Below are 14,406 nucleotides of genomic sequence, written 5' to 3' on the forward strand. Positions count from 1 at the left end.
GCCGGCGCCGGCGCCGCATTGCGAAGAGAAGGGTTCTCCGACGACGGCCATAAAAAAGCGTCGACGTGGAGAGTGGAAAGACCGCGGCGCCACTTATTTTTATTTGCATTTCAGACACGCGAAACACCGCCTCGGGCTTTGGCGTTGCGGATAAAGTCTGTATTCTCTCGCCTGCGGCGATCGGAGAGTTTTCAGTGGCGGGTAAGCGTTGGACGCAAGGCCTCAAGGCCAAGCGCATCTTGCTGATCGTCGGCGGAGGGATCGCAGCATATAAGTCGCTCGATCTTGTGCGGCGACTGCGCGAGCGCGGCGCGGGCGTGCGCGTCGTCATGACTTCGGCGGCGAAGCAATTCGTGACGCCGCTGGCCTTCGTCAGCCTGACGAATGAAAAAGTCTATGACGATCTTTTCTCGGCGACCGACGAGCAGGAGATCGGCCATATCCAGCTCTCGCGCGACGCCGATCTCATCGTCGTCGCGCCGGCGACGGCGCATATTCTCGCGCGCGCGGCGCAGGGCCTTTGCGATGGTCTCGCGACCACTGTGCTGCTCGCGACCGACAAGCGCATCCTCTATGCGCCGGCGATGAATGTGCGCATGTGGCTCCATCCGGCGACGCAGCGCAATGTCTCGACGCTCAAAGACGACGGCGCCTTGTTCGTCGGGCCGAACGCCGGCGACATGGCCTGCGGCGAATATGGCTCGGGGCGCATGAGCGAGCCGCTCGAAATCGTCGAGGCGATCGAGGACGCGCTGAAAGAGGATACGCGTCTGCCGCCGCCGGAAGGGCTTGTCGCGTCGGGCGGGGCGCTCGCGGGCCTGCATGTCGTCGTGACGTCGGGGCCGACGCATGAGGCGATCGACCCCGTTCGCTATATCGCCAATCGCTCCTCGGGCAAACAGGGCCACGCCATCGCGGCCGCCGCCGCGAGCGCCGGCGCGCGCGTCACTCTCATTGCCGGTCCGGTAGCGCTCGCCGATCCGCCTGGCTGCGAAGTCATCCATGTCGAGAACGCCCGCGACATGCTCGCCGCCGTCGAAGCCGCGCCGCCCGCCGATATTTTCATCGGGGCCGCCGCCGTGGCCGATTGGCGCGTCGAAGCGGCGTCCGACAAGATGAAGAAAGAGAACGGCGGCGCGCCTTCGCTCGCCCTTGTCGAGAATCCAGACATTCTGGCGCGCGTCGCGCAGGGCAAGAACCGTCCGCGGCTGGTCGTCGGCTTCGCGGCCGAGACTCGGGACGTTCTGCGCCATGCGCAGGAGAAGCTCGCGCGTAAGGGCTGCGATCTCATCGTCGCCAATGACGTCGGCGCGGGGAGCGGCGTTTTCGGCGGCGACTCCAATGAGGCGCATCTCGTCTCGCGCACGGGCGTCGAAAGCTGGCCCCGCCTCTCCAAGAAGGAAGTCGCCGCGCGTCTCGTCGCGCGACTTGCGCAAATTTTCCACGGCGAGGCCGTGTCATGAAGGTCTCGATTCGCCGTCTGCCGAACGCCGACGGCCTGCCGTCGCCCGCTTACGCCAGCGACGGCGCCGCCGGCCTCGATCTTCACGCCGCGCTGCCGCCCGGACAGAAGCTCGTGCTCGAGCCTGGCGCGCGCGACCTCGTTCCGACCGGGCTCTCTATCGCCTTGCCCAAGGGCTATGAGGCGCAGGTGCGTCCGCGTTCGGGCCTCGCGGCCGAACATGGCGTCACCGTCCTTAACGCGCCCGGCACGATCGACAGCGACTATCGCGGCGAGATCAAGACGCTGCTGATCAATCTCGGCGCGCAGCCCTTCGAGATCATGCGCGGCATGCGCATCGCGCAGCTCGTCGTCGCGCCGGTGGCGCATGTGACGCTCGTCGAGACCGACGATCTCGATTTGACGGCGCGCGGCGCCGGCGGCTTTGGATCGACGGGAAGGGGCGGAGACGACGCGCCATGAAGCTTTTGCCCCGTCCCGCCCGTTTCGCGCTGATGGCGACGCTCGACGTGGCGCTGCATGCGCGCGGGCGTCCGGTTTCCTCGAAGCAGTTGGCGGCGCGCCACGACCTGCCGCCGCGCCGGCTCGAGACGATTTTGCAGGCGCTGGTGCGCGCCGGCATATTAAAGAGCGTGCGCGGGCCGGCGGGCGGCTACGCCCTGGCGCGGGAGCGACGCCGGCTCACCGTGGGCGAAATCGTCCGCGTGGCGCTCGGCGTCGAGGAGGAGACGCCCGATCAGGCGCCGCCGCTGCTGGCCGCGGTGCTGGAGCCGGTCATCGCGCGGGCGGAAGAAGAGACGCTGAAGCGGCTCGACGAAGTGACGCTCGACGATCTGCATGCGCATGCGCTCGCGCTGGGTTTTGGCGAAAGACCGGACGCGCGCGGCGATTTTGAGATATGAAGCGCGCGAACGGCGGAGTCGCCGGAGGCAGGAGGCGCGCATGGCTTACGAGACGATTGAGATCGAAACGCACGGCCGGGTCGGATTGATCCGCCTCAATCGCCCGCAGGCCCTGAACGCTCTTAACGCGCGTCTGATCGCCGAACTCGACAACGCGCTCGGCGGCTTCGATCGGGATGCGGACATTGGCTGCATCGTCCTGACCGGCTCCGAGAAAGCCTTCGCGGCCGGCGCCGACATCAAGGAAATGCGAGACAAGAGCTTCGTCGACGCTTTCCTCGATGATTTCATCGGCCGTTGGGACGCCGTCGCCCGCGCCCGCAAGCCGATCGTCGCCGCTGTCGGCGGCTTCGCGCTCGGCGGCGGCTGCGAACTCGCCATGATGTGCGACATCGTCCTCGCGGCCGATACGGCGCAGTTCGGCCAGCCGGAAATCAAGCTGGGCGTTATCCCCGGAGCCGGCGGCACGCAGCGGCTGACGCGGGCGGTGGGCAAGGCCAAGGCGATGGATCTGGTGCTCACCGGCCGCATGATGGGGGCCGAGGAGGCGGAGCGCGCCGGACTCGTGGCGCGTGTCGTGCCAGCGGCCGAGCTTGTGGTCGAAGCGCTCAAGACGGCGGCGGCGATCGCCGCTCTCTCGCTCCCCGCGGTCCTGATCGCGAAAGAGGCGGTCAATCGCGCCTTCGAGACGACGCTCGCGGAGGGGATAAGGCAGGAGCGGCGGCTGTTTTATGCGCTCTTTGCGACAGAAGACCAAAAAGAAGGCATGAGCGCCTTCGTCGAGAAGCGCAAGGCCGCCTTCGCTAATCGCTAGGCGGCCATTGACGGGAGCCCCGCGCCGCGCTTATAAACCGGGCGTTCGGCCGCGATTTCGCGGCCTGCTTGGTTTTTGGCGGCGTCGGTCGCCTGTTTCAAGGACAAACAGAATATGGCGAATACGAGTTCGGCCAAGAAAGCCGTTCGCAAGATCGCGCGGCGCACCTCGGTCAATCGCGCGCGCCGCAGCCGGATGCGCACCTTTGTGCGTAAGGTCGAAGAGGCGATCGCCTCGGGCAACGCCGCGCTTGCGGCCGACGCCTTGCAGAATGCGGTTCCCGTCGTCATGCGCGCCGCGCAGCGCGGCGTCATTCACAAGAACACGGCGTCGCGCAAGGTTTCGCGTCTGACGGCGCGCGTGAAGGCGCTGGCCGCGAAGGCGTAAACCCGCCTTCGACGGAGGCGGCGCACATCATTTGCATAAATCAACGAGCCCGGCGTAAGCCGGGCTTTTTATTTTTGGCGCCAAACTGTCGCATGAAGCGTACGTGACGCATAAGAAAATATTTTTCGGCCTCTTAAAGCGTGAGCATTCAAAATTCTCCTGATTCAATCTCTTGCAATCAAGCCGTCACGAAGGTGAAAAGGCGCCCCGCTTGACAGATTTTTTTCGGACGAATTTGGCTGTTGAAGCCGTGGCGCCACAGAACTTGAGACATGCGTCATCCGCGGTTTTTTAACGGCCATGAATCATCGGCTTATCAGCGAACGAACAAAGAGACGCATCGTCTGCGCATAAAATTTACAATCAATATGACAGTTTTAATGACGCTTGTCGTTGCGCGTTCCGGCAGGCGCGTGTAGCCTCAAAAGGCCGAATGAGAAACGGTCGGCGTCGATTTTTTCCTCTGGCGCGGCGCAATAGAGGGGAGACGATTGTCTTCAAGCGCTGGTTTACCGAGGTCGCGACGCATTGCCGCTTTTCCAGCCGTTCGGTTCGAATTCAAGTGACCAGTTCGCAAGAGCGTTGAATAGAGTCCGTATCCTGCGACGCGCAATTGATCCTGGACTGTTTGCGGTCCGGGACGAGGGGAGGTTTTGCCATGGCGAGAGGGCGGTTGGCCGAGATGGTCCGCGGAACGCGCAACATGTGCGAACGCGTCGCCAGACGCATGTCCGCGTCGCGTCGCCGTGAATGTTTCAGTAGACGCGCGAAGGGGTCCAGTCATGCGGGCCTCGCGATCGGCCCGCCCTTGGGATCCCGTTTCTAACGCCGTTCGCGGCGTCATTTACTCGCCTTAACAAGTTCCTTTCGAGCAGCGCCTGCGGCGGTTTTCGCCGGAGGTTCCCTCTTGGCGCGCGTTTCGGAAAAAGGTCTGATATGTCCGATCATAGAGAACAATTGCCTGGCGACGGAATTTCCGCGGAAGACCGCTCCAAATGGGACAGGGTGCGACACAGGTTGCGGACCGATCTCGGCGACGCCGTGTACAATTCCTGGTTTACGCGCCTCGAATTGGAGGCCGTCAACGACGGCGCGCTGCATCTCACCGTTCCCACCAAATTTCTGAAGAGCTGGGTGCAGTCGCATTATGCGCCACGCATCAAGGCGCGCGCCGCCTCCGAATTCCAGAAGGTCGAGCGCGTCGTCATCGACGTGCGCTCGCCCATTCGCAAAATGCGTCAGCGCGACGGCGCGCCGGAGCCATGCGAGGTCGCGACGCCGCTCTTCAGCCAGCGCGCGGTCCAGTCCGCCTTCGCGCCAGTCGTCGAAGTCGTCGGCGAAGCGAATGGCCGCCGGAGCGCGCGTCCCGCGCCGCGCAATGACGTGGACGCATTCGTCGGCTCGCCGCTCGACCGGCGTCTTTCTTTCTCGACCTTCCTGGTCGGCCCGTCGAACCAGCTCGCCTATGCCGCCGCCTGCCGGGTGGCGGAGGCGCGGCCGGGCGACATTCCCATGTTCAATCCGCTCTACGCCCATGCGGCGGTCGGGCTCGGCAAGACGCATCTCTTGCAGGCGCTCGCCCACGCCTCAAACGACAACCGCCGCCGCACCATCTATCTGACGGCGGAGCGTTTCATGAGCGGCTTCGTCTCTTCGCTCACCGCGCAGACCTCCATCGCCTTCAAGGAGAAATTGCGCGGCATCGACATGCTCATCATCGACGATGTGCAGTTCCTGCAAGGCAAGTCGATCCAGCAGGAATTCTGTCATACGCTCAATGCGCTGATCGACGCCGGCCGCCAGGTCGTCGTCGCGGCCGACCGCCCGCCCTCGGAACTCGATACGCTGGACGAGCGCGTGCTGTCGCGTTTCAAGGGTGGGCTTTGCGTCGACATCGGCCCGCTGGACGAGGCGCTGCGCATGAAAATCCTCTCCGCCCGCATCGCGGCGGCGAAGGAGTCGCAGCCCAATTTCCACGTTCCGCCGGAAGTCGTCTCCTATGTCGCGCGCACCATCGTCACCAATGGGCGCGACCTCGAGGGCGCGGTCAACCGGCTGCTCGCCCACGCCACCTTGACCGGCGCGCCGCTCACCGTCGAGACGGCGGAAGCGGCCATTCGCGACCTCGTGCGCACGCAAGACCCCAAGCGCGTGAAGATCGACGACATACAGAAGCTCGTCGCAAGCCATTATAATATTTCGCGCGCCGACATTCTTTCCTCGCGCCGCACCGCCAATGTCGTTCGCCCGCGGCAGATCGCCATGTATCTGTCAAAAGTGCTGACGCTGCGCTCTCTGCCGGAAATCGGCCGGCGTTTTGGCGGGCGCGACCATACGACCGTGCTGCACGCCGTGCGCAAGATCGAGGAGCTTGTCGGCAAGGACAAGAGTCTCGCCGAGGTCATCGAGCTTTTGAAGCGGATATTGAGCGAGCAATAGGGCGCGTTCCGAAAAAGTTCTTTTTTGGTCTGAACTTGCGCCGCTATTTGATTGTGCGCGATTTCTGCCGGACGATTGCGTCCGATCGATAAGCGCGCGCCGCGCCTACGGCGGCCCGCGCGCTTACCGGCCGGTCTTCACCGTCGTCCATAGACGGGTGATGAGTTTTTGCTGCGCCTGGTCGGGCGCCGCCACCGTGAAGAGCCGCCGCATCACCGCCTCGTTCGGATAGATCGACGGATCGTCCAGAATCGCCTTGTCGATGAGCGGGCGCGACGCCGCGACGCCATTCGCGAAGCCGGTCGCCTTGGTGTTGCGCGCGGCGACGTCGGGGCGCAGCAGATAATCGATGAAAAGATAGGCTTCGGCGAGATGCGGGGCGTCCTTCGGGATCGCCAGATTGTCGAGCGACATCAGCGTGCCTTCATTCGGGATCACATAGGCGATGTCGACGTCGGAGCCGGCTTCGCGCGCGCGGTTGCGCGCCTGGAAACTGTCTCCCGCCCAGCCGACGGCAAGGCAGATGTCGCCATTCGCCAGCGCGTTGATATATTCCGACGAGTGAAATTTCTTGACGTAGCGCCGCAGATTCCCGAGCAGCTCGGCCGCCTTGCGCAGGTCCTGGGGCGATTTGGAATTGGGGTCGAGTTTCAGGAAATTGAGCGAGATCGCAAACATGTCTTCGGGACTGTCGAGCATATAGACGCCGCAGTCCGCGAGTTTCTTAAGCCATTCGGGCTTGAGCGCCTGCTCCCAGCTCGTGATCGGCTTGCCGAGGCGCTCCTTGATCTTCGCGACGTTGGAGGCGACGCCGGTCGTATACCACATATAATTGATCGCATAGCGATTGCCCGGATCGAAACGCGCGAGCTTCGCGTCGATCTCGGGCCAGATGTTCTTGGCGTTGGAGAGCTTGCCGCGATCGATCGGCTGAAGGACGCCGGCCGCGATCTGCCGTTGCAGGAAGGTCGCCGAGGGCACGACGATGTCGTAGCCGGTATCCCCCGCAAGGAGGCGCGTTTCCAGCATCTCGTTCGAATCATAGGTGTCATAGATCACCTTGATTCCGGTCTCGCGCGTGAAATCCTCGAGCACGCTTGGATCGATATAATCGCTCCAGTTGAAAATATTCAGGATGCGCTGCGCGGCGGCGGCGGGCGCGACGGAAAGGGCAAGCGTGAGGAAGAGCGTGACGAGAAGTTTTTTCATGACTCTGGCCGATGAGCGGATCAACGAGGCGAAACTATCATGCTTGCGAGTCCTTTGGCGACGCGCCATGCTGGCGTGATTCCCGATGGAGGCTCAAGTGACGCCTTTTTCCGCCCGCGTTGCGTCGGCGCGCGATGCGCGGCCCGACGCCACGAGAAGCGTGACGCGCGGCGCGCGGCGCTATCTGCGCGCCTGCGGCTTCTCGGTCATCTGCGAGGCGCCGCTGCCGAACGGCTGCCGCGCCGACCTCGTCGCGCTCGCCTCGGACGGCGTCTTGCGCATCGTCGAGGTGAAATCGAGCTATGCGGATTTTCGCGCCGACCTGAAATGGCCGCGCTATCGCGAATATTGCGACCGATTTTACTTCGCGATTCCCGTCGACCTCGATCCCGCGCCCTTTCCGCCCGACGCGGGCCTTATCCTTGCCGACGCCCATGGCGCGATGCAGCTGCGCGACGCCCCGGTCTTTCCACTCGCGCCGGCCCGCCGACGGGCCATGCTGCTGCGTTTCGCCTCGCTGGCGGCGGATCGCTATTGCGCGCTCGCCTTCGGCGACGAACTGGCGAATTGAGAGGAGCGGCATAGCGTTTTCCGCCGAAGTGGATACCGGCTCGGCGTCGAAAACGCGTCAATTCAATAAGCTAAACATGTTCGTGAATCATAGATTGATAAAATTGTTTAGCGCGGCGCGCGCTTGGCCAAAATGCGCTGGAGCGTGCGGCGATGCATGTTGAGGCGGCGCGCCGTCTCTGAGACGTTGCGGTCGCAGGACTCGAACACGCGCTGAATATGTTCCCAGCGGACGCGGTCAGCGGACATGGGATTTTCCTGCGCGTCTGGCTTGTCGAGCTTCGTCGCCATCAACGCATGGTAGATTTCGTCGGCGTCGGCCGGCTTTGCGAGATAGTCGAAAGCGCCGAGCTTCACCGCGGTGACGGCGGTGGCGATATTGCCATAGCCCGTGAGAATGATGCCGCGCGCATCCGGGCGCGAAGCCTTCAGCTTCGAGATGACGTCGAGTCCGTTGCCGTCATTGAGCCGCATGTCGATGATCGCGAAAGCGGGCGGGTTCGCTTCGAGCGCGGCGAGACCTTCGGCCACCGTTTCACATGGCGTCACGGTGAAGCCCCGCGCCTCCATGGCGCGCGCCAGACGGCCGAGGAAGGGCTTGTCGTCGTCGAGAATCAGCAGCGAGCGGTCCTGCGGCAAGCTCGAAGCCGCCGTTTCGGCGGGTTCTCCCCGATCGGCCTCATTCAATTCTTCGGCGACCATTGCGCGTTCCAACCAGGTGATTTTTGTCAAACTTAGACCATCGGCTGCGCCGCGTCGATCTATTTGTCCTGTTGGGCGATTTTCGCCCTTGCGGCGGGCGGCTCCAGCGCCGCGCGCGGCCAGGTGATCTTGACGAGGGCGCCGGTGCGCGGCGGCGAGACATTGCTGGCCTCGACCGTCGCGCCGGAACGCTCCAATAGCGTCTTGGCGATGAATAGGCCCAGTCCGAGGCCCGACTCAGCATCGTTCTTAGTGCGCCGCCCGGTAGGACGGCCGCGCAGATAGGGATCGCCCAGCCGGTCGAGAATAGCGGGGGAGAAGCCCGGCCCGTCGTCCTGGATCGAGATCGTCACGTAGTTGGGGCTCCACCAGGCGTCGATCTTCACCCGCGAATCGGCGAAATCGACTGCGTTTTCCACGAGATTGCCGAGGCCGTAAAGAATGGCGGGATTGCGCGCCAGCGCCGGAGCGGCCGAGGCGCCCGTCTTCGAGATTTCGACCTCGACGCCGAATTCACGCTGCGGCTCCACGACTTCCTCGATCAGCGTGTCGATGGAGAGGATGTTCATCACGGCGCTTTGGTCCTGCTCGCCGAGCGAGGCGAGCTTGCCGAGGATCTCGCGGCACCGTGCGGCCTCCTGGGCGAGAAGCGCGAGGTCCTCGCGCAGGGCCGGCGCGTTCTCGGGGGCGGTTTTTTGGAGTTCCTTGGTGATCAGCGTGATCGTCGCGAGCGGGGTGCCGAGTTCATGCGCGGCGGCGGCGGCGAGACCGTCGAGCTGCGAAAGATGCTGCTCGCGCTCGAGCACCAGTTCCGTCGCCGCAAGCGCCGCCGCCAGGAGCCGCGCCTCGTCTGCGACGCGCGCGGCGTAAATGCCGATGAAGCCCGCGCTGAGCGCGAGCGCCGCCCATACGCCGGTGCGGTAGAGGAGCGGAAAGGTCAGTTTCTCGTCGGGGTACCAAGGCAGCGGGAAATATTCGACGGTAAGCAGCGTCGCGACGGCGACCATGACGATGCCGAGCAGCAGGGTGAGCTTGCTCGGCAACGACACGGCCGAAATGATGACGGGCGTGAGGAACAGCATGGCGAAACTGTTGGTCAGTCCGCCGGTGAGATAAAGCAGGAAGCCGAGCTGGATGATGTCGTAGCCGAGCAGCACGGCGGCCTCTAAGTCGCCGAGGCGCAAGCTGCTCGGCGAACCGAAGCGCAGGCCGATATTGAGCGTCGCCGATGCGATGATGAAGACGAAGCAGAGGCCGACGGGAAAATCGAAGCCGAGCAGGAAATAGACGCCGATACACGCCGCCGCCTGGCCGGCGATGGCCACCCAGCGCAGCATCAGCAGCGTCTCCATGCGCAGGCGCCGGGAGTCGTAATCGTAATTGACGATGGTCATTTTCGGGTCCGTATTGGGCGCGCGTCGCGCCGCGTCACAATCCGACGCCGCGGGCCGCGCGCCAGAGACGCCATTGCCGCCGGAGCGGCGAGGGATCGGCGAATGGGCGAAACGGATCGTAGTCCTTTCGCGCCATTCGCTCCAGATAAAGCGGAATTGTCGCCGCCGGCAGCAGCGCCGCGCGGGCGTCGCCAAGGGAGCCGGCGGCCTTGCGCGCCGCCACGTAACGCCGCTGGGCCAGCGCCCGGAGTTCGGCGAGGGCCGCGCGTAGCTCTGCGCCCAACCGGGTCCCCTCGAATTCCTCCCGCCTCGCGCCGTGGCGCGCCAGAAGCTCCGTCGGCGTGAAGCGCGCGAGTTCGCGAGGAGCCGCCCGCAACATGCGCGTGAGGCCGAGCGCGACGCCGGCGTCGTCGAAAGCGCGCGCCGAGGTCGCGTCTGGATCGGCGCCGAGAATGCGCGCCGCCCAGCGCATCGGGCCCGCGGCGGTCGCACGGCAATAATCCTCCAGCGCCGCGAGAGTCGGCAAGGGATCGTCGTAAAGATCGGCGATATGCGCGTCGGCGAGCGCGACGAGCTCCGCTCGGGGTAGGACGAAACGCTCGATCGTGTCGATGAGCGCGTCGGCGACCGGGTGGGCGCGCGCGCCTTCGCCCTGCGTTTCATGTGCTTCGATGGCGTCGGCCCACCAGCGCAGGCGCATCTCGCCGAGGATCGGCTGCGTCACCTTCGCCGGCGCGTCGGCGGCTTCCTGCGCGAAGGCGTAGATCGCGTGAATATGAGGGCGCGCCTCTTGCGGCGCGAAGAGCGAGGCGAGCCAGAGGTCGCGGTCGCGCGCGCGCAGCAGCGTTTCGCATTGCGCGTAATGCTCGTCTGGAACGCTTGTCATCTCACACGGCGATCAGCAGCGCGCCGACGCGGCGATCCTCATCGACGAGCATATTATAAGTGCGCACCGCCGCGCCTGTCGCCATCGTTTCGCTGCCGACGCCCGCCGCGCGCAATTGCGCCCGCAGGCGCGCCGCGAGCGGCAGCAGGTCCTTCCCGGTGCCGACGATGAAGAAATCGAGCCCGCCGCTTTCGGAAAGCGCGCAGTCGATCGTCGCCGCGTCGATTTCCGCCGCTTGGGTCAGGGCCATCGCCCGCACGCCCGAGGGCAGCGCGAGGATCGAGCCCTTATGCGACATATCCGCGAAGCGAAAGCCGCCGCCGCCATAGTCGTCGATCTTATGGCGCCCTGGAACATACCCCCCCTCTGGGGGCGTCACGCCGGCCTCGGCTTGGCGTTTGGCTTGGCGTTCGACTTGGCGCGCTTTCCGCCGGATTTGCGCGGCGGCGCCGGCTCCTTCTCGGCGGCGGGCTCAGGGGAAAGGGCGATATCCTCTGCGTCCTCGCTTTCGAGCGCGGCCTCCGCCTCGGCTTCCCGCCTCGGCTCCTGCCTGTTCGCCGCCCTGTCGGCGTCCTCATTGCGCAGGCCGAGATAAATGAGCATCGGCGAGCAGATGAAGATCGAGGAATAGGTCGCGACGAAAATGCCCCAGATCATCGCCAGCGAGAAGGAGCGAATGACTTGGCCGCCGAAGGCGACGAGGGCGAAAAGGGCGAGCATCACCGTCGTCGCGGTCATAATCGTGCGCGGCAGCACGGCGTTGATCGACATGTCGATCATCTGCGCCGTCCCCATTTTCTTATATTTGCGCATGTTCTCGCGGATGCGGTCGAGCACCACGACGGTTTCGTTCAAAGAATAGCCGACGATGGTGAGAATCGCCGCGATCGAGGTGGTGTTGAATTCGAGCTGCGTGATCGAGAAGAAGCCGACCGTCAGCAGCAGATCGTGCATCGTCGCGATGACCGCGCCGATGGCGAACTGCCATTCGAAACGAAACCACAGATAGGTCAATACGGCGATGATGGAGAGCACGACGCCGAGCGTGCCCGATTGCACCAGCTCGTTCGATACGCGCGGGCCGACGACCTCGACGCGGCGTAGATCGTAATCCTTTTCGACCGCGCCGCGGACGCGCTCGACCGCTCCCTGCTGCGCCACGTCGCCGCCCGGCTGCAGACCGAAGCGCAAGGTGACGTCGGCGGGATTGCCGAAGGCCTGCACCTCGATGTCGCCGAGGCTCAATCCCTCGCCGAGCGTGCGCAGCGTGCCGACCTCCGCGGTTCCCGACTTGGCGCGCAGTTCGATGATCGTGCCGCCAGCGAAGTCGATGCCGAAATTCATGCCCTTGAACACAAAAAGCGCGACGGCGATGAGCGACAGAACGGCCGAGAAGGGATAACTCACGCGGCGGAACCGCATGAAAGGAAATTTGGTGTTCTCCGGGGCGAGGCGCAGAAGTTTCATCTTGAGTCGCCCCTCTTAAATCGGGAGTTTCGTCGGCCGCGCATAATGATACCAGACCGCGATCATCATGCGCGTCATGGTCACGGCGGTGACGATGGTTGTCAGAATGCCGAGGGCGAGCGACACGGCGAAGCCGCGCACCGGCCCCGAGCCGAGAAAATACAGGATCGCCGCCGCGACGAACATGGTGACGTTGGAGTCGACGATGGTGGCGAAGGCGCGATTGAAGCCCGCGTCGAGCGAGGCGAGGATCGAGCGTCCGGCGTGGTTTTCCTCGCGGATGCGCTCATAGATCAGAACGTTGGAGTCGACCGCCATGCCGATGGTGAGCACGATGCCGGCGATGCCGGGCAGCGTCAGCGTCGCGCCGAGCAGCGCGAGGCCGGCGAAGATGAAGGCGATGTGCACGAAAAGCGCGAGATTGGCGAAGACGCCGAACACTCCGTAAGTGATGAGCATATAGACGACGACGAGGGCGGCGCCGACATAGGCGGCGCGCTTGCCGGCGTCGATCGAATCCTGACCGAGGCCGGGGCCGACCGTGCGCTCCTCGACGATATTGAGCTTGGCGGGCAGGGCGCCGGCGCGCAGCAGGATCGCGAGATTATTTGCCTGTTCGACGGTGAAATGGCCCGAGATCTGGCCGGAGCCGCCGGTGATCGGCGTCAGAATGCGCGGCGCCGAGATCACTTTATTGTCGAGCACGATGGCGAAAAGCCGGCCTACGTTCTTCGAGGTCACGTCGCCGAATTTCTGCGCGCCGCGAATGTTGAAGCGGAAATTGACGACGGGCTCGCCGCTCCTTTGCTGGTCGAAGCCGGGCTGCGCGTCGGTCAAATCCTCGCCCTGGACCATGACCTGCTTTTCGATGAGGATTTTGCCTTCCTGATCGGTCTGTTCGAGCTCCTCGGTCTCCCCCGGGTTCTGGCCCGGATCGGCGACAAGGCGGAATTCGAGCTTGGCCGTCTGGCCCAGAATCGTCTTGAGCTGCTCGGGATCCTGCAGGCCCGGCACCTGCACCAGCACGCGGTCGTCGCCCTGGCGCTGGATGCTCGGTTCGCGCGTGCCGAGCGCGTCGACGCGGCGGCGGATGACCTCGATCGACTGCTCGACGGCCCTGCGCGACTTGTCGGTCAGCCCTAGGTCGGTGACGGTGATGCGGATGACGCCTTCGGGCGAGGCCTCGACGTCGAGCGGCGAGGGGCCGCCCATCAGATTCGCGCTGAAGCTGTTGCGCAACTGTCGCAGTTTGGGGAGGATTTTTTCCCGGTCCGCCGGGTCGGCGACGCGCACCTGCACGCCGCGCGGGATCGTTCCGATGCCGCCCGTGATCGCCACCTTTTCCTCACGCAGAATGCGGCGCACGTCGTCGCGCAAATTCCGTATCTGCGTATTGAGGAGATCGGCCTGATCCACTTCGAGCATCACATGCGAGCCGCCTTGCAGATCGAGGCCGAGCACGATCGTCGGCGGCGTGAGCCACGCGGGCAGACGCGCCTTCAGCTGTTCGTAATGCGCCGGCGAGAGCATGCTCGGCGCGACGACAAGGATGGCGGCCAAGGTCATCGCCACAATGGCGATGGATTTCCACGTCGAAAATCGCAGCATCGTCTCGCTATCGGCTAGGTGATGGAAAAAGGGCCGTCAGCCCTGGGATCCGGTCTTGGTGTCGCCCGACTTCGGATCGCTCGTCTTGGCCTCGCCGGATTTGGCGGCGCCGGACTTAGCCCCTCTCGCGCCGCCCGACTTGCCTGCGGGCGCGGGCGCGGGGGTCGGCTCGTCCTTCACGGGCTCGCCCTTGGCGCGCACCTCGACGATGGCGCTGCGCAGCAGCCTGATCCGGACATTGGGCGCGATTTCGAGTTCGATTTCGTTGTCGTCGATCGATTTCGTCACCTTGCCGACAAGGCCGCCCGAGGTGACGAGCGTGTCGCCGCGGCGGACATTGCGCAATTGCGCGAGCTGCTCCTTCTCGCGCCGGGAGCGCGGGCGGATCACCAGAATATAGACGATGGCGATGACCACGATGATCGGAACGAGCTGCTCCATCATCTCCGGGAGCGTGGGCGCCTGCGGCGGCGCGCTTTCGGTCGCCTGGCCGGTCTGCGTGGCCGTCGTCGGAAGGGGGACGCTCGGCGGCGTCGGCGCGGCGGGCGCGCTCGGCGCCGCAGGGG

15 protein-coding genes are annotated in these 14,406 nt (G+C 64.7%); 7 read left to right on the forward strand and 8 right to left on the reverse strand.

Going from position 1 to position 14,406, the window contains the following annotated elements; all coding sequences use genetic code 11:
* Positions 1 to 194 precede the first annotated feature (194 nt).
* The 6 genes from coaBC (at position 195) to dnaA (ending at position 6,004) form a co-directional block, all read left to right on the forward strand.
* Complete coding sequence (coaBC, locus tag V3H18_RS09880) at positions 195 to 1,463, forward strand: bifunctional phosphopantothenoylcysteine decarboxylase/phosphopantothenate--cysteine ligase CoaBC (protein WP_332081858.1); 1,269 nt, start codon at positions 195 to 197, stop codon at positions 1,461 to 1,463.
* Positions 1,460 to 1,924 (forward strand): dUTP diphosphatase, encoded by a 465-nt coding sequence (gene dut / locus V3H18_RS09885; protein ID WP_332081859.1) that lies wholly within the window; start codon positions 1,460 to 1,462, stop codon positions 1,922 to 1,924. The genes coaBC and dut overlap by 4 nt, the downstream gene beginning before the upstream one ends.
* Positions 1,921 to 2,364 (forward strand): RrF2 family transcriptional regulator, encoded by a 444-nt coding sequence (locus V3H18_RS09890; RefSeq protein ID WP_332081860.1) that lies wholly within the window; start codon positions 1,921 to 1,923, stop codon positions 2,362 to 2,364. The genes dut and V3H18_RS09890 overlap by 4 nt, the downstream gene beginning before the upstream one ends.
* Positions 2,365 to 2,404: 40 nt before the next feature.
* Positions 2,405 to 3,178, forward strand: coding sequence for an enoyl-CoA hydratase (locus V3H18_RS09895; RefSeq protein ID WP_332081861.1), 774 nt, complete (start codon positions 2,405 to 2,407; stop codon positions 3,176 to 3,178).
* A 114-nt stretch (positions 3,179 to 3,292) separates the two neighbouring features.
* Positions 3,293 to 3,565 (forward strand): 30S ribosomal protein S20, encoded by a 273-nt coding sequence (rpsT, locus tag V3H18_RS09900; RefSeq protein WP_332081862.1) that lies wholly within the window; start codon positions 3,293 to 3,295, stop codon positions 3,563 to 3,565.
* Between the two features lie 936 nt (positions 3,566 to 4,501).
* Positions 4,502 to 6,004 (forward strand): chromosomal replication initiator protein DnaA, encoded by a 1,503-nt coding sequence (gene dnaA, locus V3H18_RS09905; RefSeq protein ID WP_332081863.1) that lies wholly within the window; start codon positions 4,502 to 4,504, stop codon positions 6,002 to 6,004.
* Between the two features lie 123 nt (positions 6,005 to 6,127).
* On the opposite strand, the gene V3H18_RS09910 is transcribed toward dnaA, so the two are convergent.
* Positions 6,128 to 7,213, reverse strand: a complete 1,086-nt coding sequence (locus V3H18_RS09910; protein ID WP_332081864.1) for a polyamine ABC transporter substrate-binding protein — start codon at positions 7,211 to 7,213, stop codon at positions 6,128 to 6,130.
* 97 nt (positions 7,214 to 7,310) lie between these two features.
* Between V3H18_RS09910 and V3H18_RS09915 the strand changes: the two genes are divergently transcribed.
* The gene (locus V3H18_RS09915; RefSeq protein WP_332081865.1) at positions 7,311 to 7,784 is read left to right on the forward strand and encodes an MmcB family DNA repair protein; all 474 of its coding nucleotides are present in this window, start codon (positions 7,311 to 7,313) and stop codon (positions 7,782 to 7,784) included.
* A 107-nt stretch (positions 7,785 to 7,891) separates the two neighbouring features.
* Here V3H18_RS09915 and V3H18_RS09920 read toward each other — a convergent pair whose 3' ends face one another.
* From V3H18_RS09920 to yajC, 7 genes are all read right to left on the reverse strand, one after another.
* Positions 7,892 to 8,485 (reverse strand): ActR/PrrA/RegA family redox response regulator transcription factor, encoded by a 594-nt coding sequence (locus V3H18_RS09920; protein WP_332081866.1) that lies wholly within the window; start codon positions 8,483 to 8,485, stop codon positions 7,892 to 7,894.
* A 59-nt stretch (positions 8,486 to 8,544) separates the two neighbouring features.
* Positions 8,545 to 9,879: an ActS/PrrB/RegB family redox-sensitive histidine kinase gene (locus V3H18_RS09925; RefSeq protein ID WP_332081867.1), complete on the reverse strand. Its 1,335-nt coding sequence runs from the start codon at positions 9,877 to 9,879 to the stop codon at positions 8,545 to 8,547.
* 34 nt (positions 9,880 to 9,913) lie between these two features.
* A complete protein-coding gene (locus V3H18_RS09930; protein ID WP_332081869.1) occupies positions 9,914 to 10,765 on the reverse strand; it encodes a phytoene/squalene synthase family protein in 852 nt (283 codons plus the stop codon).
* Position 10,766: 1 nt separating this feature from the next.
* The gene (locus V3H18_RS09935; RefSeq protein WP_332081871.1) at positions 10,767 to 11,144 is read right to left on the reverse strand and encodes an Mth938-like domain-containing protein; all 378 of its coding nucleotides are present in this window, start codon (positions 11,142 to 11,144) and stop codon (positions 10,767 to 10,769) included.
* Positions 11,141 to 12,232, reverse strand: coding sequence for a protein translocase subunit SecF (gene secF, locus V3H18_RS09940; RefSeq protein ID WP_332081872.1), 1,092 nt, complete (start codon positions 12,230 to 12,232; stop codon positions 11,141 to 11,143). Before secF ends, V3H18_RS09935 begins: the two co-directional genes overlap by 4 nt.
* A 15-nt stretch (positions 12,233 to 12,247) precedes the next feature.
* Positions 12,248 to 13,840: a protein translocase subunit SecD gene (secD, locus tag V3H18_RS09945; RefSeq protein ID WP_332081873.1), complete on the reverse strand. Its 1,593-nt coding sequence runs from the start codon at positions 13,838 to 13,840 to the stop codon at positions 12,248 to 12,250.
* A gap of 36 nt (positions 13,841 to 13,876) precedes the next feature.
* A partial coding sequence (gene yajC, locus V3H18_RS09950; protein WP_332081874.1) for a preprotein translocase subunit YajC occupies positions 13,877 to 14,406 on the reverse strand: 530 nt, incomplete at its 5' end.

This window comes from Methylocystis borbori (genome assembly GCF_036576025.1).
Taxonomy (GTDB): Bacteria; Pseudomonadota; Alphaproteobacteria; order Rhizobiales; family Beijerinckiaceae; genus Methylocystis; species Methylocystis borbori.